The 21,351-nt window shown below is 63.0% G+C and carries 14 protein-coding genes; 13 read left to right on the top strand and 1 reads right to left on the bottom strand.

From position 1 onward, the window contains the following. Positions 1-69 precede the first annotated feature (69 nt). From O5O53_RS11030 to O5O53_RS10970, 13 genes are all read left to right on the top strand, one after another. Positions 70-1,590 carry a SpaH/EbpB family LPXTG-anchored major pilin gene (locus tag O5O53_RS11030; RefSeq protein ID WP_269511989.1) on the top strand — a complete coding sequence of 507 codons (1,521 nt, stop codon included), beginning with the start codon at positions 70-72 and terminating at the stop codon, positions 1,588-1,590. A 109-nt stretch (positions 1,591-1,699) separates the two neighbouring features. Further along, positions 1,700-3,121, top strand: coding sequence for a hypothetical protein (locus tag O5O53_RS11025; RefSeq protein WP_269511988.1), 1,422 nt, complete (start codon positions 1,700-1,702; stop codon positions 3,119-3,121). Next, positions 3,102-3,971, top strand: a complete 870-nt coding sequence (locus O5O53_RS11020) for a class C sortase (protein WP_269511986.1) — start codon at positions 3,102-3,104, stop codon at positions 3,969-3,971. The genes O5O53_RS11025 and O5O53_RS11020 overlap by 20 nt, the downstream gene beginning before the upstream one ends. 471 nt (positions 3,972-4,442) lie before the next feature. After that, positions 4,443-6,119: a SpaH/EbpB family LPXTG-anchored major pilin gene (locus O5O53_RS11015; RefSeq protein ID WP_269511985.1), complete on the top strand. Its 1,677-nt coding sequence runs from the start codon at positions 4,443-4,445 to the stop codon at positions 6,117-6,119. Positions 6,120-6,288: 169 nt separating this feature from the next. Then, positions 6,289-7,197 carry a class C sortase gene (locus O5O53_RS11010; RefSeq protein WP_269511984.1) on the top strand — a complete coding sequence of 303 codons (909 nt, stop codon included), beginning with the start codon at positions 6,289-6,291 and terminating at the stop codon, positions 7,195-7,197. Further along, entirely contained in the window at positions 7,197-8,120 is a 924-nt protein-coding gene (locus tag O5O53_RS11005; protein WP_269511983.1) for an LPXTG cell wall anchor domain-containing protein, read from the top strand. The genes O5O53_RS11010 and O5O53_RS11005 overlap by 1 nt, the downstream gene beginning before the upstream one ends. Before the next feature lie 111 nt (positions 8,121-8,231). After that, positions 8,232-11,783: a DUF6923 family protein gene (locus tag O5O53_RS11790; RefSeq protein ID WP_269511982.1), complete on the top strand. Its 3,552-nt coding sequence runs from the start codon at positions 8,232-8,234 to the stop codon at positions 11,781-11,783. A 149-nt stretch (positions 11,784-11,932) separates the two neighbouring features. Continuing rightward, a complete protein-coding gene (locus O5O53_RS10995) occupies positions 11,933-13,717 on the top strand; it encodes a metallophosphoesterase family protein (RefSeq protein WP_269511981.1) in 1,785 nt (594 codons plus the stop codon). 111 nt (positions 13,718-13,828) lie between these two features. Then, entirely contained in the window at positions 13,829-14,335 is a 507-nt protein-coding gene (locus O5O53_RS10990) for a hypothetical protein (protein WP_181192845.1), read from the top strand. Between the two features lie 26 nt (positions 14,336-14,361). Beyond that, positions 14,362-15,099, top strand: a complete 738-nt coding sequence (locus tag O5O53_RS10985; protein ID WP_269511980.1) for a hypothetical protein — start codon at positions 14,362-14,364, stop codon at positions 15,097-15,099. 68 nt (positions 15,100-15,167) lie between these two features. After that, the gene (locus tag O5O53_RS10980; protein ID WP_269511979.1) at positions 15,168-15,875 is read left to right on the top strand and encodes a hypothetical protein; all 708 of its coding nucleotides are present in this window, start codon (positions 15,168-15,170) and stop codon (positions 15,873-15,875) included. 135 nt (positions 15,876-16,010) lie between these two features. Beyond that, positions 16,011-16,901 (top strand): hypothetical protein, encoded by an 891-nt coding sequence (locus O5O53_RS10975; RefSeq protein ID WP_269511978.1) that lies wholly within the window; start codon positions 16,011-16,013, stop codon positions 16,899-16,901. Between the two features lie 411 nt (positions 16,902-17,312). Next, entirely contained in the window at positions 17,313-17,456 is a 144-nt protein-coding gene (locus O5O53_RS10970; RefSeq protein WP_269511977.1) for a type II toxin-antitoxin system TacA family antitoxin, read from the top strand. 27 nt (positions 17,457-17,483) lie between these two features. Here O5O53_RS10970 and O5O53_RS10965 read toward each other — a convergent pair whose 3' ends face one another. Beyond that, complete coding sequence (locus O5O53_RS10965) at positions 17,484-21,278, bottom strand: Pls/PosA family non-ribosomal peptide synthetase (RefSeq protein WP_269511976.1); 3,795 nt, start codon at positions 21,276-21,278, stop codon at positions 17,484-17,486. Between the last annotated feature and the right edge of the window lie 73 nt (positions 21,279-21,351).

Here is a 21,351-nt window from a genome sequence, read left to right as displayed (position 1 = left end):
AATCCGGCACACGTAATTCCGAAAACCAACTCCACACACCCACCCACTCCCAGAAAAGGACTTGCAACCATGTCGAACCTTTCGAAGAAGACCTTCGCGCTCGCAGCCGCGGCCGCGTTCGCAACCGCCACCCCGCTCGCCGTCGCCCCGGACCTCGCGCCTGTCGCCATCGCGCAGAACAACCAGGCGGTTGACGTGAACAAAACGGCGAGCCTGACCATCCACAAGCAGGAAGGCGACCCGGGCGACGCCACCGGCAACGTCGCGGGCACCGAGTTCATCGTCGAGCGCGTGCAGATGCAAAACGGGCTGAACACCGCCGCGGGCTGGAAGGAAGCCGGCGACATCGTCAACTCTGGCGCCGATGCAGCGACTATCGACACCACCTTCACCGCCCAGAACGTCAAGACCGGTGCTGACGGCATCGCCAAGTTCGACAACCTCAAGGTCGGCATCTACAAGGTCACCGAGAAGACCAACGGCAACTACACCGTCGCCGCCCCGTTCCTGGTCACGCTGCCGCTGACGCAGGACGGCGAATTGAACTACAACCCGACCGTCTCCCCGAAGAACCAGAAGCTGGACCCGACCAAGGCTGCAGACGACGCGAACGCCAACATCGGCGACGAGATCACCTACACCGTCAAGGCACCGGTGCCGGCAGGTGACGTGCTGCAGGACGGCACCCGCACCATCAGCCAGTTCCGTATCACCGACGACCTGCAGAAGGAACTGACCTACGTCGCTGACTCGGCGGCCGTCACCCTCATCGGCGCCAAGGACGGCGTGGACGCTTCCCTGCAGTCCGGCGACTACACCATCACCAACAACGGCCAGAACCTCACCGTCGAGTTCACCGAGGCCGGCCTGCAGCGCTTGGAGAAGCTGCGCGGCGAGAACCCGGGCCTGACCGCCCAGGTGGTGTTCAAGGCGAAGGTCAACGCCATCCCGGCAAACGGCCAGATCAACAACACCGCCAACGTCTACGTGCCCAACCGCGAAAATCCGATTCCGACCAAGCCGGAGACCACAAAGGACGGCGACCAGGACACCAACAACACCACCACGCAGTACGTCAACGTCGAGGTGACCAAGAACCTCAACGGCAATGCGGTGGAGGACGAAAAGACCGGCAACGGCGCCGAGTTCGAGATCTACCCCTGCGCACCGGACGGCGACAAAGGCTACGCAGTAGCCAAGGACGCCGAGGCGATCAAGGGCACCGCAACTGCCAACTCCACCGAGCTCGCGACCTCCTTCACCGCCCAGGGCGGCGACGTCGCCTCCGCGAAGGCCGCTGTGGCCTCCGGCTTCGGCATGCAGCTCAACCCGACCGTGCAGTACTGCGCAGTTGAGACCAAGGCGCCGCAGGGCTACCTGGTCAACCCGGACCCGCAGCTGCTCACCCGCACCACGGAGGGCACCGACACCACCCGCCCCGTCTACACCGTCGCGGTCAACGACGTGAAGGACAACATCTGGGGTCGCCTGCCCGCGACCGGTGAGCGCACCATGCTCTACATCCTGGCGGTCGGCCTCGTGCTGTTCGGCGGCGGCGCTGCGTACCAGCTCAGCCGCCGCAACGCTTAAACCGCGCAGATGGTGAAACACCGATGGTGAAGATGCCCCAAAGTGGCGCATGTTCACCATCTGTAATTCACCATCCATAAACGCTCTCACCATGACAAGGAAGGACATAATGCACTCACGCACGGCACCCAGGCTCGCCGCCGCGCTCGCCGCTGCCTTCCTTGCCTGCGCGCCCGCCGCATCCGCCGCCGACCTCCGGGTCGACCTGAGCGAGAGCGTCGGCGCGGAGTGGTTCGCGCGCATTGGTGACCGCGATGTTGAGCTGTTGCTTATCGACGACCTCCGGCCCACCCCCGACAACCTCCAATCCTTGGACATTCCGGCGATCACCCACGACCATCCGGAACGCCTGCGGAAGGTGGGCACTATGGCGTCGAAGGAAGGCACCGCCACCTTCACGGGCCTTGACACCGGTGTGTACCTGGTGCGGGTGGCGGACAACCCGGATACGCAGGACGCCCGCGTGTCCTACGCCCCGTTCGTGGTGGCGGTGACCCCGGACAAGCCGGCGCAGGTGGTCGCGCCGAAGGCGCAGGAGCTGGGGATTAGCGTGGACCCGTTGACGGCGTGCAATACCCCGGAGTGGCGCGACGCTGCAGCCCCCGGCACGTACGTGGAGTACGACTTCGTCTCCACCGTGCCAAACCTCTCCACCGACGGCACGCTGAGCCAGTACGCGCTGACCTTGGAGTTCTCGCGTGGCCACACTGTGAAGTGGGTCAATGACGGGCCCCGCAGCGTGGTGGCGCGAGGCGAGCAGGTGCTTCGCTTCGACGCAGCGGCGGCGACCACCTCGAAGCAGGTGCCGGGCACGGCGCGCAAGGACCAGCCGGTGACCAAGCTACAAGCGCCGCGGCTGACCATCCACGGCGCGGGCAAGAGCACCGAGCTGAAACGCGGCGAGGACTACGACGAGCAGCAGCAGGGCAACGACGAGGCGACCTTCACGCTCACCAGCGCGGGCCTGGCCAAGCTCGCCCGCGCGAAGTCGCTGGATCCGGCCACCACGGTTGAGACCTGGGTGCCGGCGAAGGCGAACGAGAAGAAGCCGTGGGGCAGCGGCCCGGTACGCAACGCCACGCTCGGGGACCTCGCAGCCACCGCGACGCTGACGGCAGACGGCATGGACGCCACCCGCGCGCCCGTCACCGTCGAGCACGTCAACCACATCAACGTGGTGCAGCGCGGCAAGTGCTTCGACGCTGCCGCCGCAACCACCACCGTCACCGACGACGACCAGCCCAGCACCGAGACCGAGACCGAAACCCAAACTCAGACCAGCGCCGCCCCCTCCGACGCCACGGTCACCGAGGTGGTCACTCGGGAGACCACGCGTGCGGACGGTTCCATGGCCACTGTGACTGAAACCGTGGTGAGGAGGGGCGAGGGGGACGGGACGCCGTCGATAGGCGAGCGCGTAGGCAACCTCGCGTACACCGGCGCGGGCGTCATCGGCATCACGGGCGTGGCGGTGCTGCTGATCATCCTCGGACTGATTCTGCGCAGGCGTAATGGCGAAGAAGAAGAGTAAGCGCGGCAGCAACGTCGTCTCCTGGATCGTGCTGATCTTGGGGGCGCTGCTGTTGCTGTACCCGATCGCGTCTACGCTGTCCGCGCAGTACCGGCAGATCAAGCAGAACGAAGAGTACGCGGGCGCGGTGCAGGAGCTCAGCGACGACACCAAGGCCCGCGAGCTCGCCCGCGCCCACGAGTACAACGACCGGTTGCTGGCAGCCGGCCCCCACGCGCGCGCCCCGCGTGACGAGGACCCCGGCTTCGACGACTACATGTCCCAGCTGACCCTGCCGGAGAGCTACCACGTGATGGCGCGCGTGCGCATCCCACGCATCAACGTGGACCTGCCCGTGTACCACACCACCAGGGCGGACGTGCTTTACGACGGCGCCGGCCACATGTATGGCTCCACCCTCCCTGTCGGCGGCGATGGCACCAACGCGGTGATCTCTGCGCACACCGGCATGGTGAATGCGGCGATGTTCGACCAGCTGCCCATGCTCAAGCCCGGCGACGACATCTTCATCGACGTGCTGGGCGAGCGCCTGCGCTACCGCATGACCTCGCGCGACGTGGTCAAACCCGACGATTACGACGCCGTGACCTACGAACCCGGCAAAGACAAGATCACGCTGATCACCTGCACCCCGTACGGGCTCAACACCGATCGTCTGCTGGTCCACGCCGAGCGCGCACCCCTGGACCCGGACACGCCGGAGCCGACCGTGGACGCCTTCGTGTGGTCCTGGTGGATGATCGCCGTGCTCGTGCTCATCCTGCTGGTGCTGCTGCTGATCCTGTGGAAACGCTGGCGGGACCGGCGGAAGAAGCGGCGGCGTCAGGCGGAACTGATGGTCTCCGACTAGGAGCCATCGCTTTGCGACGTCACCCCCGGCCACCCACGCCGCCCCTCGGGGGGCACCCGGCCGGTTTCTGCGCTGACCAGGTTCGATACCGAAAACTACCTGGGGAGTCGCATTGCTGAGAAAACCGCCAGAGGGGTGGGGGCAGAAAAAGTGGCCAGAAACACATGCCGTATAAATGGCGACTAATCAAAACCGCGTGACCGCTGGTTATGGACATTTTTCACGGAACTTCGGTGAATAAACTGGGTTCGAATGGATGAAAAACGCTAATAACCTGCTGAGAACCTGGAAAATCGCGGATAAAACCACTTTACAAGGCTTGTGATTGTCGATATATTTTTCAGTGGCGCCCAAGCTGGGCCCAGAGGCCATTTCAACGGGGGGGGGTAAACCCCTCCCGGCCACTGAAAATCCTCTTCTCGCTGACCACAAACGGGCCCAGCGAACTCCGAACTTCCGAAAGGATTCCCCATGGCAATTGCCGTCAAGAAGACCGCTGCGATCGCGATCGCCGCGGGCCTGACTTTCGCCGGCTCGGCTGGCATCGCCGCGCAGGACGCGCTGGCGCAGACGATGAACACCACTGCTCCTGCGGTAGCCTCCGGTGTCCCGGATGCGGCCAGCATTGGAAAAGATCCGGCAAAACTCACCGTCCACAAGCGGGTGAACCCGACCGAGCTTCGTAATGCAACTGGTCAAACCGACAAGGATGCTTCCGGTAAGCCACTTCCAGGCGTGAAGTTCACCGCTCAGAAGATCAAGGGTGAGATCACCGATCAGGCAACCTTTAATGAAATTGCTGAGTTGGCGAACAAGCGCGATGTGTCCGGTGCCGAAGCCCGTGGGCTCGAAGGGAACCTTTACGAGGGCACTACTAATAGTGACGGTGAAATTACCTGGGAGAATATGCCCGTAGGCGCTTACCTCGTTAAGGAAGTAAGCGCTCCTGAGGTGAAGTCTCCGAATACCGAGACCTACGTGCCTGGCGAGTCGTTCATCGTGTTCCTGCCGATGACGGATTCGGACGGCGCGAAGTGGAACCGTGATGTTCACGTCTACCCGAAGAACTCGATGGCCAAGGTCAGCAAGGCTGTTGTCGATAAGGACAAGAACACCAAGATCGACAAGGCCTCTGGCGAAGAGGGCAAGCCTGGATACCTTGGGCCACGCCCTGCGGAGAACGCGGTGGTGAGCTACACCCTCGACGGTGTGGTTCCCGCTGCTCCGGAAGGTCGCGAGTTGAAGACCTTGACCCTGACCGATGCTTCTAAGAAGGAAGAGTTGCAGTGGGACGAGGGTTTCATTGAGGGCGTGTTCGTCGTTCGTGATGGTAAGGAGGTTGCGATCGCTGCCGAGAACTACACCGTGAACGAGAAAGCCGATGTTCCTGCCACCAATGTTGAGGGCCTTGCCGCGGGCGCCAACCAGGCATTCACCGTGGCAGTGGATGCGCAGAAAGCAGGTTTGAAGCCGGGCGAGACTGTTCGCGTCAAAGTCAAAGCCACCATGCTGAAGGACGATGCAACTTCTAAGGGCATCGAGAACTCTGTCCGCGAGTCTTTCGTGTTCCGCAATCCGACTACCGGCGATAAGGACCAGCCTAAGGAAACCCCGGATGACAAGGTCGTCACCTACGTTGGCGACATCAGCGTCTACAAGCGTGGAGAAGGCAACAAAGCTCTGGCTGGAGCAGAGTTCCAGATCGGTAAATGCAACGCTGACAAGAACGACATCGCTGGCAATGCAATCCAGACCGGTGTGACCGACGCAGAGGGCAACCTGACCTTCCCGGGCCTGCACGTCACCGATTACGTCAACGACGCAGAGGTTACGAACGCGGTCGCGAACTACTGCGTCAAGGAGACGAAGGCTCCGTCTGGCTATGCAACGCCGTCCGGGAAGAAGGCTGTTCACGAGATTACTTTGACCCGCGAGACAGCAAAAGCACTTAACTCCGAAAAGACGGCCTTCGATGCAGCTGCATCCAAGAACGTAATCGCCAACGGCGCGGTGATCGACAACGTGAAGAAGACCACGCCGACCCTCCCCGCCACCGGTGGCATGGGTGTGCTGATCATCGCACTGGCTGGCCTCGCGATCATCGGCGGCGGTGTCTACGCGGCACGTCGCAACTCCCAGTCCGCATAAGCACAAGCGCGGACCTAGGTCTAGTGGCTGCAAACAGGCGCTAGGCCGGGAGGCGCCCCGGCACACACGCCGGCGCGCACGCCCGCCGGCAGGAGGGCGAAAAATTCCTGCTCCAGTTTGAAACCGGAGGTCGTCGATAGGCGACGGCCCCAAAGAGAGGACACGACAGGTGACTACCGCAGTGAAGGCGAAGCATCGGCAGCAGCCGGCGCAGAAGTCCTTTTTCCAGCGCGTCGGCCTGCCGGTCCTCATCATTCTCGTTGGACTGCTAGTGCTGATCTACCCGGTGATTTCCACGCAGTGGAACAACCACGTGCAAGAGCAAGTGGCCAAGCAGTACGAGGAGAAACTGCAGGTCGTGCCGCCGGAGCAGGTCAACCGCGCGTATGAGGCGGCGGTGGAGTACAACCGCACGCACACTGACGGCCCGATCCTGGATCCATGGCTGGCGCGCATCAGCGAGGACAACGCGGAGTACAAGGAGTACGAAAGCCACCTCGCAGGTGTATCCGCGATGTCGCAGCTGGCGATCCCGTCCATCGACGTTCGCCTGCCCGTCTACCACGGCACCAGCGACAACACGCTGCAGAAGGGCCTCGGCCACCTGTACGGTTCCGCGCTGCCGACCGGCGGCGAAGGGTTCCACTCCGTGATCACCGGCCACACCGGCCTGACCACCGCGACGCTTTTTGACGACCTCGTGGACGTCAAGGAAGGCGACGCCATTTACATCTCCACCTTCGGCAAGCGCCTGAAGTACCAGGTGTACAAGACCGAGGTCGTGTTGCCGGACGAGACCGACAGCCTGCGCGCGGAGGCCGGTCGGGACCTGCTCACGCTGGTGACCTGCACCCCGTACGGCATCAACACCCACCGTCTGCTGGTGCACGCCGAGCGCGTGCCGCTGGATCCGGACGAAGCCAAGGTGCTCGACGAGTCCACCTCCACCGTCCAGTGGTGGATGTGGGTGCTCGGCGCCGTGGCGCTCACTGTCCTGCTGGCGCTGATTTGGTGGATCATCCGCGAGAAGAAGAAAAGCGACCGCAAGGACGCCATGACTAGAGAGGTTCTGTCCTAATGCGCACTTCGAAGTTTGTGGCGGCGCTCGGCGCGGCGTCAGTCCTTGCGTGCGGGTTCTTCGGTCCCGCTGCCGATGCGAAAGTGATCAGCGGCAATGACCGCGACATCCCGGCGGCGAGCGTGGACACCACCCAGCCGATCTCGTTGATGGTGAAGAAAGCGGCGACGAACCCGTACGACGATGTGCCGGCAGGGGAGAAGCCGCCGGCCATCGCCGGTGCGACGTTCAAGTTGTCGTTGGTCAAGGGCGTGGATGTCACCACGGATGAAGGGCGCGCGGGTGCCAAGAAGCTTTCGCTTGACGACGCTAAAGCCAAAGGCCTCACCCCAATCGCCACCGCCCAGACGAGCGAGAAGGGCGCAGCCGGCTTCGACAACCTGAAGCCCGGGCTTTACCTGCTGGAGGAAGACGCCCCGGACGACGGGCACGAGTACCACGTGTCCAGCCCACAGCTAATCATCCTCCCGCTCGGTGACGTGCGTGGCACCCAGTTCAAGTATGAGAACGTGGTGGTGACCAAGTGGGACGGCAGCGACGGTGGCGAGCCGCCAACCTCCACCCCGACGCCGTCGCCATCGACGTCGACGACGACGGAGCGCACGACCGAAAACACCACGGAGAAAACCACCGAGACCTCCACAGAGCGCACCACGGAGTTCACCCCGGTCGAGTCCACGATCACCTCCACCATGCCGAACGGCTCGACCACGGTGATCACCACGCGGCCCTCGACGTACGTGACCACCCAGCCGAACGGTTCCGTCACCACGGTGACGCAGCCACCGGCAGATAAACAACGCAGCGGCGACCTGGCCTACACCGGCGCGAATGTCCTGTGGGCGGCAGGCCTGGGCGGCCTGCTGATCCTGGTCGGGTTCTTCCTGGCCCGTCGCAGCAAGAACGAAGACCAATCACGGTAAGTAAGCGGATTTAGGAAAACGATTATGCGAAACATTTTGAAGCCTGCAGCGCGAACTGCTAGCTCGCGCGCACGTCGCTCAGTCCGTGGCGTCGCTGCCGTGGTTGCCTCCGTGGCACTCGCCGCCGGTCTGGGCTCGTACCCGGTGGACGCGCAGGAGACCAGCGCCGAAACCACGACGAGTGCGACGGCCGAGACCGCAGCTTCCACCACGACTGCGGCAGAGACACCTACTTCGTCTCAGACATTTTCCGCGGCGCCTAAGCCGGTCGTGGTTGAGCCGAACTCTGTGACGGTTGAGCGTGAAGACGATGTCGACCACATCACCATCCGCGACACCGACGACAACCCCTGGGACTCCGGCCGCAAGGCTTCCGACGAGTACATCTGGGGCGTGAAGCGCACCGGTGACGGTGACATCACCCGCATTGTGAAGGTTGTCGCTGACGGCGAAGAGCTGGACCCGCAGTACTTCGGCTACGTCAACGGCGAGGACTTTGACGTCATCGGCATCGACGAAGACGCCTTCTGGACGATCCCGCCGATGGAGCTCGAGATTGAGGTCGAAACCACCGAGGCCGGCGAATACGCGATTGCAGAACCAGACGAGGTGCCGACGGCACGCGAACTTTCGGAGACCGGGTACGGCTGCACCGACCAGGCCGCCGCCACCGTGAATCCGGAGGGCGTGGGCATGGCGCGTGCTGCTGCTCCGGGCAACATTCCAGGGGTCCCGGGTGAACAAGATCAGGAGCTGAACCTGTCGTCTCCGAAAGCGGAGTGGGTCAATAGCAATCCACAGCTTCAGTTCAAGGTGAACGAGAGCGGATCTTGGCGGATGACCAGGTTTGCCATCAAGAAAGACAAGAACGACTCGAACTCGAAGGATATTACGGGGCCTGTTCGCATTCAGGTGATCCGTGATGGAGCTGTTGTCTCCGACCGCACAATCGATCCGGAAAAGATCTTCTGGGGAACCAACGCGAAAGGGAAGTCATACGACACAGAGTTTCAGTTGATCCCCGACACGATGGATCTGTTCGTTCAGGGAGGTGACACTGTCATTCTTAACCCCGTTGGCCCGCCAAACGGCACATACCAGGTCCAAATGTGGGGGCAGGACTTGGACAATGAGCCACAAGACCATGATGTAACTGTGATCGGAGAGGGCATTCCGGTCTCTGATCCGAAGACGGTTGGTTCCAATCCGTACGAGACAACATTCATCATCGGGTCGCGATCCAACTTCTCGAGCGCGAAGGTCACGTTGAGTCCCTCGGTTCGTCTCGAAGACGTGTTCCTCTCTGTACCGATCGAAGCAGCAGAAGGCGTTCGACTCGAGCACGAAGTCAAAACGTTTTCGGATCGAGTGGAGATCACGTGGTATCCCACTAAGAACGGGGCCCGTGTCGGTTCGGTTGTCGTGCCGGCTGGATCGACTGCGACACTTCGTACCTCGTACAGGTCCAATCCCACGAGGGAAGAACGCCTAGTGCTGAAAGGCACTGCCGCGGATCCAGCTGAAGCTGGGTCGCGTTTGCCAATTGCTCCAATTGAGGAAAACGACGTGCCGCCTACCACTAGCCCGGGGGATCGTTGTGTTCACCGCGACACTAGCCCAGTGCAGCGGAAGCGTCGTCGAGAACTTACTCAGGCCGAGGAGGATTACGGGTTTAGACGCTATATCGTTGCTAGCCCGGTGAGTACGGAGTCGCGAATCTCATCTCAGCTCTATCTATTGGTCGATGGTGAAAACGGACGAATGGAAACGCATGAGGTCGGTCCGAAGTCGGGCTGGGTGTACAACGCCCTAGCTTTCAATAAAAACGACAACTATCTCTACGCGATCAGTGAGCCGCGTTATCACCTCAACGGTGGTTATGTAGATGATCCTTGTTTCCAGGCTGGTCACTTGCTGCAGATTGATCCGTACACTGGTGAAGTCTATGACTTGGGTAAAGTCACTGGGTTTCAAGGACAACTCCCAGAAAATAAACGCGTTACAACCGCGAATGATCTCGGTAGCGGTGTTAACTCTGGGTCCTTCGATGAAGATGGGAACTATTGGGTTTCTGCCTCGTCGAATTGGGGCACCGGTATGCTGTACCGAGTTGATCTTGACAGGAAAACAGCTTTCACAAATGCGAAGCTCCAGAATGCAGTTTCAAGCCAGCCATTTGCGGAAAAGACCCCGTATCGCACCGTTTCTGAGGATCTAGTCAGCTTGCCAGGTGCTCCGGGGTACCTCTGGGGGTTGCAGAGTAGTTGGGCAAACCCGAACGATCCGGGCCGAGTATTCCTCGAGCGGGTCAGCACTAACGGTGAATCGGCTGTCAGGACAGAAATAACCAATATGCTAGTACCGGGCACGCAGCAGACCGTAGGCCAGTTCGTGCGCGCTGCTCCTGATAGGTTTCATGTGTTTGGGCAGGCGTGGTTGGAGAAGGACGGGTCAATGGCTTTTGGCCTAGGCGGAGGCGCAGTTGGCGCTGATCAGCATGAGGCGCAAGTTGTGAAGCTAAAAGTTGAAAACCCTTCGGCATCCTATTCTGACCGTAGGAAGATTGCGGTTAAGATTAGTGGATCCTCCTGGGGGCCAGTTTCGTACAACACAGATGGCACGTCGGCCCCAGCTATCGACAACCCGCGGCCGCCGGTTGAACCAGACATTGTAAAACAGGCAATTGGAGCAGCGGAGAAGCTCGATGAAGGCACGTACCGGATCAAATATTTGGTGGAGGTTCAAAACCCAGACACTTCTCGTGACGCTACCTACCGGCGAGTAACTGACACTCCTGCAGTCCCATCTGGTGTTTCGGTTTTGAAGGCATCGTGGGTGAAAACTGACGAGTTTGGTTCTAAAAGTCGAAGGACCCATCAAAGCGGAAGTGGGCCATTTGTACTTTCCGAGCAAGACACTATTCGTCCTCGAGGAGCGACAGAAGCTGGTCGCTCTAGCAGCGGTGTTCACTCATTTGAACTGGAAATGATCATTGCTATTGAAGATCCGGCCCCCGTCCCAGAGGGGGAGGAATGTAGCGCAAATTCAGGATTTATCTTTAACGCTGCAACCGTCGGCTCGAAGACTGCTACCGCGTGCGTGCCTCCTCCAGAAAATACGTCTGAAACCGTAAAGCTCCATCTCGTAAAGGTGTCGAAGGATACGTTTGATCACGGAGACATTGCTGGCGCTCTGATTGAAGGCGCAGAGTTTGAGCTTCAGGAAGTCTCGGATGTATCTGAGCAAACCGGTGAGTCAACGGTTCTGCAGTTTGACCCAGAATTAAACAAATTCTCTACGGAAGAGCTGACACCAGGGCGGTATCGTCTGGTCGAAACGAAGGCGCCGAAAGATGTAGACGGCCGGTCATACAGCCTTCTTGTTGCACCGATTGAGTTCGAGATAAGGATTGTAAAGGAAAACGGTCAATCCAAAGTTCAGGTCGATTTTGATAGCGGAGAGATAATGGCTCGCCAGATTCCGACTGAAGATTCACCTGGGCAGTGGAATTTGAGCTCATCAGATGCCGTCATTGCGGTTGCCAACGTCCGCCAGGGCAACCTGCCGAAGACCGGTGGCGTGGGTGTTCAGCTCCCGATCCTGCTCGGTGGTGCGCTCATCGCCGCGGGTGCGCTGATGGGCAGGCGCAAGGTTGCGGCTTAAGCGCTGGACCACGCTCTAACCGCGCGCCAGAAAGGCCCGTCTCAATCGTCACCGATTGGGCCGGGCCTTTAGCCGTGCCAGAACTCTTCCGAGCAGCCCGAACCGAGTTCGCGCTGCGGGAACTCTCAGGTTGCGCTAATTTTTGACGCATGATGTCCCGACGCGTACTCGCCGCCACCACCGCTGCCCTCCTCGCCACCGCCACCACCGCCGTTCCCGCGAACGCCGCCCAGCCGGAGGCGTTCCCCGAATCCACTCGTCCGTACCTGTACTTCCAGAGCTTCGACGGGGTGGACAACCCCGCCCACTTCACGCACGACCTGCCTGAGGGCTGGTCGCAAGACGTTGAGGGTGTGACCTCGGGCGAGGCCCGCTGGAACGGCTGGACCATCTCGGATGTGCGCCACTGGACCTGGGCCGCTGGCACCGATGAGCGCCACTTTTTCACGCAAGGCCACGACCAGTTCGCCATCATTGACTCGAAGCAGCAGCGCCTTACCGAGCGCGACTCCATGGACGCGCGCATGACCACCGAGCCGATCGACATCGCCGGCCAGAGCACGGTCGCCCTCGAGTTCGACCAGCATTACCGGCAGGGCAAGAAGGGGCAAACCGCATTGGTTGCGGTGGGTTTCGATGGTGGGGAACCGGAGGTCGTCGATAGGCTAACTAGCAACCGCTACTCCTCCCACGAGTACTTCGAGCTCGACGTGCCGGAAGGTGCGAAGACGATGCAGGTGACGTTTAGCTACCTCGGGGGCAATGACGACTACTGGTGGGCCGTGGACAACGTCGCGGTGCGCGCGCCGTTCACCCAGGCCGCAGAGAAGCCGAACACCGTCATCGACGTCATCTCCGATACGCAGGACGACCCCGAGGATTTCAAGCTGGCCGTGCGGCGCCTCAACGCCATGCCGGGGAAGGCCAGCGCGCTGGTGATCAACGGTGATCTGGTGGACAACGGCAGTCAGGAGCAGTGGGACAAGTTCCTCGCCGCGCGCAAGGAGGTCCCGCACGATTCGGGTGTGGAGCTGTGGACCATCGGCAACCACGAGATGTACGGCAAGGAAACCTCGGAGGTGCACATGCAGCGCTTCCTCAAATACTCCGGGCAGGACAAGCCGTGGAACGAGGTGGTGGTGGACGGCACGCCGCTGATCTCCATCAACACGGAGTACTACTCGGACGTCGACCGCGACGGCAAGGAGCCGTTCCAGCGCATCTCCGCCGAGCAGCTGCAGTGGTTGGACGAGCGCCTCGCGCACTGGGATAAGCAGGGCGTGACCGCGCTGGTGTTCACGCACCCGCTGCTGCCTGGGACGGTGTCCATGAGCCATTCCGCCTGGTACCAGAACGATTTTGAGGACGAGCAGGCCATCTCGGATGTGCTGTCCAAGTACAACGACATCGTGGCGTTCACCAGCCACTCGCACTCCTCGCTGAAGCAGAACAACTGGTGGGGCACCAGGCGTTACGACGGCACCCCGCAAGGCGCCATCGGCTTCCCCGTGGTGAACACGGGCGCGATCCTCAACGAGTACCTGCCGGACGGCGACCACGACGAGGAGATCGTGGACGACAAGGCCGCCACCGGCCTGCGCGTGAAGGTCTACGACGATCGCATCCGCGTCGAGGCCTGGGACTTCAAGGACGGCCACAGCCTGACCAACCCCGACGGCGAGGCAAAGATGCTCAAGTACCAGGACTTTTCAAAGCAGCACCGCCTATCGACGCCTCCGGTACAGCCCCCGGCAGAGCCCACCCCGGACGCTGATGCTGATTCTGATTCGGCGGAGGGCTCCTCTGCCGGAGCGAAGGCCGCCCTGGTCATCGGCATCGTCGCGGCGCTTGGTGGGGCCTTCGCGTTCATCGCCTCGCAGTTTGGCGACCAGTTGCGCGGGTTGCTCCCGGACCCGATCGCGGGGCTTCGGTAGCGCTGAGGGGTTGCAGCGCGCGTTTCGACGGAACTGCCCGGGGTAGCAATGCCCTAATCAACGGCATATGCTCACACTTAGTTGAACTGGGCTACAGGGAGGAGGAGTTCCGTGAGACTTACCATCGAACAAGCCGCATCTGGATATCGCGTGGATGCGTCGTTGCTGCAAGGCATCGTCGATAAAGGGTTGGTTGCTCTGGATGCGAACGGGACGGTCAACCACCTGTTAGCCCAAGCGATGTCGCGTTATGTATCGGACGAGTTCGAGGCTTTGTTCGGCGCTTCGGCGACTCTGCCCGGCCTCGACCTCGTGTTCACCGGAATGACCAACGTGCCCTGCGCGCGATTTGTGCAAGCTGGAACGGGGCTGTTGGGTATCGAGAGATTCGGAATCGTGCCTGGGGGACGGCAGTTTTACCAGGTATCTGATTTCGGGGCGCTTTATTCCGCTGGAGTTACCGAATTGTCCGATCAAGTTAGCTCTCACGGTTTCCTCATCCGGGAGGAAGACACCAGCGAAATGCAGGCTTTTGCGGATGCGTACATGCTTGGAGATACACGCGTTCAGACCGCGATTCGGACTCACCTCGCTTCAGCCTCCAATACTGCTGCTTAACAATGGCAGCGAATATTTTCCAGCACGTGGCCGAAGCTGCTGAAATCCTCGACGGACAAGATTGGTTGTTAGTCGGAGGGGCGATGACCCAGGTACACTGCGTTTTAGGGGAGGTCACCTACGAGCGCCCCACATCCGACGTGGATATTGTCGTGGATCCTGTTCGAGATTCGACGCTAATCGGAGTTGCGGCATGCCTTGAAAAGAACGGTTTCGAAAGAGTCGACCAATTGCATAGCAGTGGGGCTCTCCATCGCTTCGAACGGGAGAACGGTTTCGCCATCGATGTTATGGGGAAAGACAGTAACCTCACGCCTGATCGCTGGTTGGGGTTTCGCGTCGTAAAGTGCCCGGGGTCAAAGTCCGCTCTGGGGCGATATTCGGACGGCAAGCAAAAAGAGATTCTTGAGGTAGATGTGGGCGAGGGCCGGAGCGTCCGTATCCCCAATGTCTGGTCCGCTCTAGCAATCAAAGGGTGGGCACTACGCCAGCCGGACGCCAACCGTGAGCGGCACGTGCAAGACTCCCTAGCGCTTCTCGCTTGCGCATCAGTCACTGAGCCGAAGCGCAATCTCACCAAGTCGGAGCGCAAGGCGATCAATTTCGTGCTCTCCAGCGACTACCTCAGTCACATGGAGAATTGGGGACCGCTTTCTGACCGCCACTGGCAAGCGGTATTAACCGAAATCCGGAGACTACGCCCTCAAGGCGAAATCGGAGTTCCTGATCCTTTGAAGCCGATGCTCCCGCCGCCGAAGCTCTAGAACGCCGAAAATTGTCTTGATGCCCAGCAGGACTACTATCGCGTCATTGAACTGGGAAGGAGTACGCCGTGGCATCACATTCTGGGCGGTCCGTGGTCGGACCTTTGGTCGTCGTTACGCTGCTTGCCCTCGTATACCTGTGGTGGACCGGCAACGACCAGCCCACCGACGAGCCCGCGCCCGAGCCTCCCGCTGCCGAAGCCCCGGCACCGCAGCAGGAGGCGCCGTACATCGCGGACAGCCGCCCGCTGGAGATGTACATTCCCGCAATTGGCCTGGTCGCGGACTTCGAACCGAACGATTGCCGCGCGCACGACGGCACCATCGACCCGGCCACGCTCGACCTCGCCTGCGCGTACACCTCACCCGACCGCCCGTACGCGCTGCCGGGCTCGCAGGCCGAGGACATTGTGGTCATCGCGGGTCACACAGGTTCCGGGGTGGAAGCAGTCTTTGACAAGCTTTACGACGGCTCCGCCGACCACCACACCGTCCGCGCCGGCGACGTGCTGTACCTGCGCACCGAGGCCTCCGGCGAGGCGTGGCTAAAGTACACGGCGACGGACTTCCACGATCCGGTGAAAGCGTCACTAAGTAGCGATACCTCCATCTGGGGTGAAGGACCCACCCCTGGCAGGTTGCTGACAATCAGTTGTATCCAGCCGCCGTTCTACCAGCAGTCGGTACGAAATGCGGTCGTGGGCTGGCAGTTTGCAGGAGTCGCCGGGCCTATCGACGGCTCCGCTGAACCTGCCCCCTCTATCCCTCGGGGATAGCTCGCGGCACCTATTGTGCGCGGATTTCGTATCGAACTGACAGGGTGTGTGGAGGGTCCGGTTGTAACGTAACCGCGCCACCTGGCCGATGCATTAGGTGGGTGGGATAAACAACCGAAAGTGAAGGAGCAGACAATGCGTTTGAACAAGACTGCAATCGCACTGACGACCGCCGCTGCACTTGGTGCTGGCGTAATCCCGACTGCGGGTGCTCAGGAGAGCAACGCGCCGAAGCTCGACGACGGCGTGCAGCAGGCCACTGACAGCCCGAACGATGCCGATATGAGCATCTTCGGCAACGGCACTGGCGACGGTGCCGCGCAGGCGACCGGCAACGCCCCGGAAAACCCGAACGACCAGCTGCTTCCGGGCGCCCCGGAGGGCTCGGAGCCGACCTCGTCGAACTCCCTGGGCACGAATGAGCAGGCTGCGACTGAGACCGAAACCGCCACTGCTACCGCGACGGCCACGGAAACGGCAACGGCGGGTGACTCGGGCGCTGCCGCGGGCACTGAGGGCACCGCCACCGGCACCGCGACGGCAACTGCGACGGAGACCGCAACCGGTACCGCCACGGCCACCGCCACGCCGACCACCAAGGACAACACCGCGGCGATCGTGCTCGGCTCCCTGGGTGCTCTCGCCGGCCTGGGCCTGATCATCGCCGGTGTGCAGTACTTCGTGAACAAGGACGGTGACCTGGTCAAGGACCCGAACCGCGTTGACCAGCCGGCCTCCCCAGAGGAGAAGGCCGAGTCCGACCAGGTGAAGAAGGACCACGGCGATGAGATCGCCAAGCAGGTCGAGGCCAACGGTGGTGCCCCGGCCACAGGTAACGCAGGTAACGCTGGCGCGGGTGCTGGCGCCGCAGCGAACAGTGCCGGCAACGCCGCCGCGGCGAACGGCGAGCGCGGCATGAACGCCTCCACCGGTGTCGCAGAGCTGCCCGCTGGCCTGGTCGCGCTGCTGATTCTGTCGATCGTGGGCGCTGCGGGCTACGCCTTCAGCCGCCGCGAGACGGTCTAGGGCTCTATAGCACCGAAGCGCTCTGAGATCGTTGGCCCCGCTTTGCGATTCGTCGCAAGGCGGGGCCTTCGCTTGCCCAACCAAGTAATCTGTTGCTCATTAGGTTGATTGACCTCGGTGGAAGGAGGTGTGGTTGTGGAACGGCACTATTCGTACCCCAAATTCGCGGACTGGTTGCGCAACGAAATTCAGACCGAGAACGACCCGTCTTTCGCTGTTCGGGTTCTCAAACGGGTGGTCTCTGACATCCGAGATATACCCGAAGACGAAGAGTTCTTGCTCGCGCACTCTGCTCCACAATCGACTGGAGACACCGATTGGGTTCGATTGGGGGAAGGCAACCTCCGCACCGCCAAGGACCATGACCGGCCATGGAACTGACGAAGAAACAGCCATACACAGGAGGCAACGATGGAAGAGAAACAGATTTTCCTCTCCGAAGAGGACTTTAGCCAAGTACAGCGGATTCTGGACGAGCCAGCTGAGACAACGAAACTTGAGAAGTTGTTCGATGCAGAAAGCCCGTTCGGCAAACCGATGAGTTTCGGGAGCTGAGCGCGGACGAAACCGCGCCGTAAACCCCTACTGCGGCTCCACGGGGTTGCCCTGCCACACGGTCATTGCCGGCACCTCGTCGCCGCGCATGACCAGCGAGCCCGGGCCCACCGTCGCGCCGGCGCCGATGACGGAGCCTGGCAGGGAAACCGAGTGGGCGGCCAGCGTCGCCGAGTCCAGGATCGAGACCGTGTCCAGGGACATCACGCGGTCCTGGAACAGGTGCGTCTGCACCACCGTGCCCGGGCCGACCGACGCGCCGCGGCCCACCACGCACAAGTCCGTCTCCGGGAACCAGTAGGACTCGATCCACGCGCCGCGGCCGACGCGCACGCCCAGCGCGCGCAGTGCCAGGTTCATCTCGCCGGCGCTGGAGGCCCAGTTGAAGAACCACGGCGCGGCGACGACCTCGACGAACTGGTCCTGCAGCTCGTTGAGCCACACGAACCAGGAGTACAGCGGGTGCTCGCCAGCCTTGTGCCGCCCGACCAGCACCCACTTCGCCACCACGGCGGAGAGCACGGCCAGAACGCCCACGGCCATCCACACCAGGCCGCCGAGGAGGTACGTCCAGAAGCCGAAGCGCTCCAGAAGCGTCACCACAACAGCGGCGAACACCGCCGCCAGCACGGCTTGCGTCATGGGCGCGAGCAGGCGCAGCGTCTCCACAAACCCGCGCTTGCGCATGAGCGACGCGGACGGCTTGTAGGTCGCCTCGCCGGCGGCCTCCACCTCGACGCGGCGCATGCGCTCCGGCGGCGAGCCCCACCAGTTCGAGCCCGCCTTCGACTTCTTCGGCGACGCTGACAGCACCGCCACCAGCGACTGTTTCGCCAGCTTGCGGCCGGGCGCGACCATGCCGGAGTTGCCCACGAAGGAGCGCTTGCCCACCACGGTGTGGTCGGTGCGGATCCAGCCGTCGCCGAGTTCGTAGGTGCCGACCATCGTGTCGTCGGCAAGGAATGCCCCGTCGCGCACCTCGGTCAGCTTCGGCACCATCACGGCGGTGGACACCTCGGCGCGCTCGCCGATCTGCGCGCCCAGCGACCGCAGCCACACCGGGGTGGCCAGGCCTGCGTAGATGGGGAAGTAGCGGGTGCGGGCGTCGTCCATAAGCCTGGTCACAGTCCACAGCGCCCAGCCATGCACGCTGCGCACAGGGAAGACGCCGGGCTTCACGCCTATCGACGCCACCCTCACGGCCAGCCACGTCAACAGCAAACCAGCCCCGATGTAGACCAGGCCGCCGACCGGGGCGAACACGAGCAGACCCCACACCGACGAGGTATGCGCCACGCGAGCCAGCCCCACCGTCGCGGCGGCGCCGGCAACACCGGCAGTAGCCGGCAGCAGCGCGAGGAACAGCGACGTCAGGCCGTATCCCAGCGCCCACAGTGGTCGGCGCGGCGGGCGCTCGTCGGGGAAGCGGTGCTTGGAGCGGCCCACCTTGCGCGCGGGCGAGCCCGCCCAGCGCGAGCGCTTCTTCACGGGCTTGCGGCCGGTGACGGTGGAGCCCGGCTCCACGTGCGCGCCGTTGCGAATCTCGGTGCCGGGCATGAGCGTGGAGCGCGCGCCGACGCGCGCCTCCGCGCCGATGGACACCTCGCCGACGTGGAATTCGTCGCCGTCGAGCCACACACCCGACAGGTCCACTTCCGGCTCGATGGCGGAGCCTTCACCAATGGTGAGCAGGCCCGTCACCGGTGCGAAGGCGTGCATGTCCACGCCCTTGCCGATCTTGGCACCCAACATGCGGGCGGTGATTTTCGCGGCGTTGGCGCTGGAGATGTTCAGCGCGCCGGAGGCCGCAAGCCACCGCTCCGCCGCCCACAGGCGCACGTGCTGCGCGCCGCCGCGTGTGTACACGCCGGGCTTCACCCGCCCGCGGATCAGTCGGGTGCCCAGCGCGCCGATGGGGATGCGCCCGAACGGGGTGCACAGCACCACGAAGGCGGCGGCGAGCCAGGGCCAGCTCAGCTCGGTCAGGCCCAGCAGGTTCGCCGCGATGGCCACCCAGGTCACCGCCGTGGCTGCCTTCAACGTCATCACCGGCACCAGGGCCAAACTCTGCGCCACGCGGGTGCCGGCGCCGACGGGCTCTACTTCGCGTTCGCGCTTGGCGGTGCGGTTGGAAAGCGTGAGCTCGTCGATAAGCGAAGCAAGCGTTTCTAGCCTGGGGTGGTCGTAGAGGTCGCGCACCGCGATGGTGGGTACACGCTCGCGCAGGCGGGTGATCAGCGCGGCGGCCGCGAGCGACGAGCCGCCGAGCTCGAAGAAGTCCGCGTCGCGTCCCGGCACGTCCAGGCCGAGGACCTCGACCCACTGCTCGGCCACCCACGTCTCCGTCTCGGTCAGCCCAACCGCGTCGACGCTGGCGGGCAGCGGCCACGGCAGGGCCTTCTTGTCCACCTTGCCAGAGGTGCGGATCGGCAGCTCGTCCATCACGTGCAGGCGCGGCACCAGTGCTGCCGGCATGACCTCGGCGAGACGCTCGCGCATTTGCGGAACGTCCAGCTCGGTGCCGTCGTTGGGGGAGACGTAGCCCACCAGCACCTTGTCGCCCGACGGCAGGGTCTGCACCGCGACGGCCGAGTTGTACACGCCCTCGAGCGCCGCGACGTTGGCCTCCACCTCGCCCAGCTCGATACGGCGGCCGCCGATCTTCACCTGGTCGTCGGCGCGGCCGATGAACGCCAGGCCGTTATCGGTGAGCTTGACGTGGTCGCCGGTGCGGTACGCGCGCTCCCAGTCGCCCATCGGGGCGTACTTCTCCGCGTCCTTCTCCGGATCCAGGTAGCGGGCCAGGCCCACGCCGCCGATGATGAGCTCCCCGTCTTCGGCGACTGCGAGGTCCCAGCCGTCCAGCGGCCAACCGATGGTCACTGCCTCACCCGGAAACAGCTGCTTCGCGCTAGCCACCACGGTCGCCTCGGTGGGGCCGTAGGTGTTCCACATCTCGCGGCCGTCCGCCAGGCGGTCGGTCAGCTCCTGCGAGCAGGCCTCGCCGCCCACGATGAGCAGGCGGATGTTGTCCAGCGCCTCCTTCGGCCACAGGCCGGCCAGGGTCGGCACCGTGGACACGACGGTGATGTCGCGGCGGATCAGCCACGGGCCTAAGTCCTGGCCGGAGCGCACCAGCGCGCGCGGGGCCGGCACCAGGCAGGCGCCGTGGCCCCACGCGAGCCACATCTCCTCGCAGGACGCGTCGAAGGCCACGGACAGCCCGGCCAGCACACGGTCGTCCGGGCCGAGCGGGTTGTCCTGGCAGAACAAGCGCGCCTCCGCGTCCACGAACGCGGCCGCCGAGCGGTGCGTCACCGCCACACCCTTCGGTTTTCCTGTGGAGCCGGAGGTGAAGATGATCCAGCAGTCGTGGTCCGGGGTGACCTCGCCGAGCGGGGTCGGCTGCGCAGGCTTGAGCACGCGCAGCCCGTCATCGGTCCAGATCGCGTCCACGTCCGCCTCGCCGAAGACGGTCTCCGCGCGCTCGTCCGGGTCGTCCGCGTCCACCGGCACGTACGCGCAGCCCGCGCGCATCGTGGACAGGATCGCAAGGTAGAGCTCCCTGCTTCCCGACGTCATCCGGACCCCCACGCGGCCCCCATCACGCACGCCCATCTTGCGCATGTCGGCGGCGCGGCGCTCGATTTCCTCCACCAGTTCGGCGTAGGTGAGCACGCCGTCGTCGGCGGAGTTCGCGCCGCCGTCGTCGATGGCGGCGGCATCGGGGTGCTCGGCGGCGGTGGCCGTGAGGACGTCGATGAGCGTCCGCTCCGGCGGGGCCAGGTGGCTGCGAAGGAGGGGGTTGTCGGGCTGAGACATGCGGATAAGGCTAATAGCGCAACGAAAAACCGCAAATTATGGGAAACGCCAACTATTTGCGCCCGCCCACGTT

The organism is Corynebacterium faecium, assembly GCF_027257105.1.
GTDB lineage: Bacteria > Actinomycetota > Actinomycetes > Mycobacteriales > Mycobacteriaceae > Corynebacterium > Corynebacterium lehmanniae.
The sequence above is the reverse complement of the archived record's forward strand: the minus strand, read 5'-3'. Positions and strand labels throughout refer to the sequence as shown.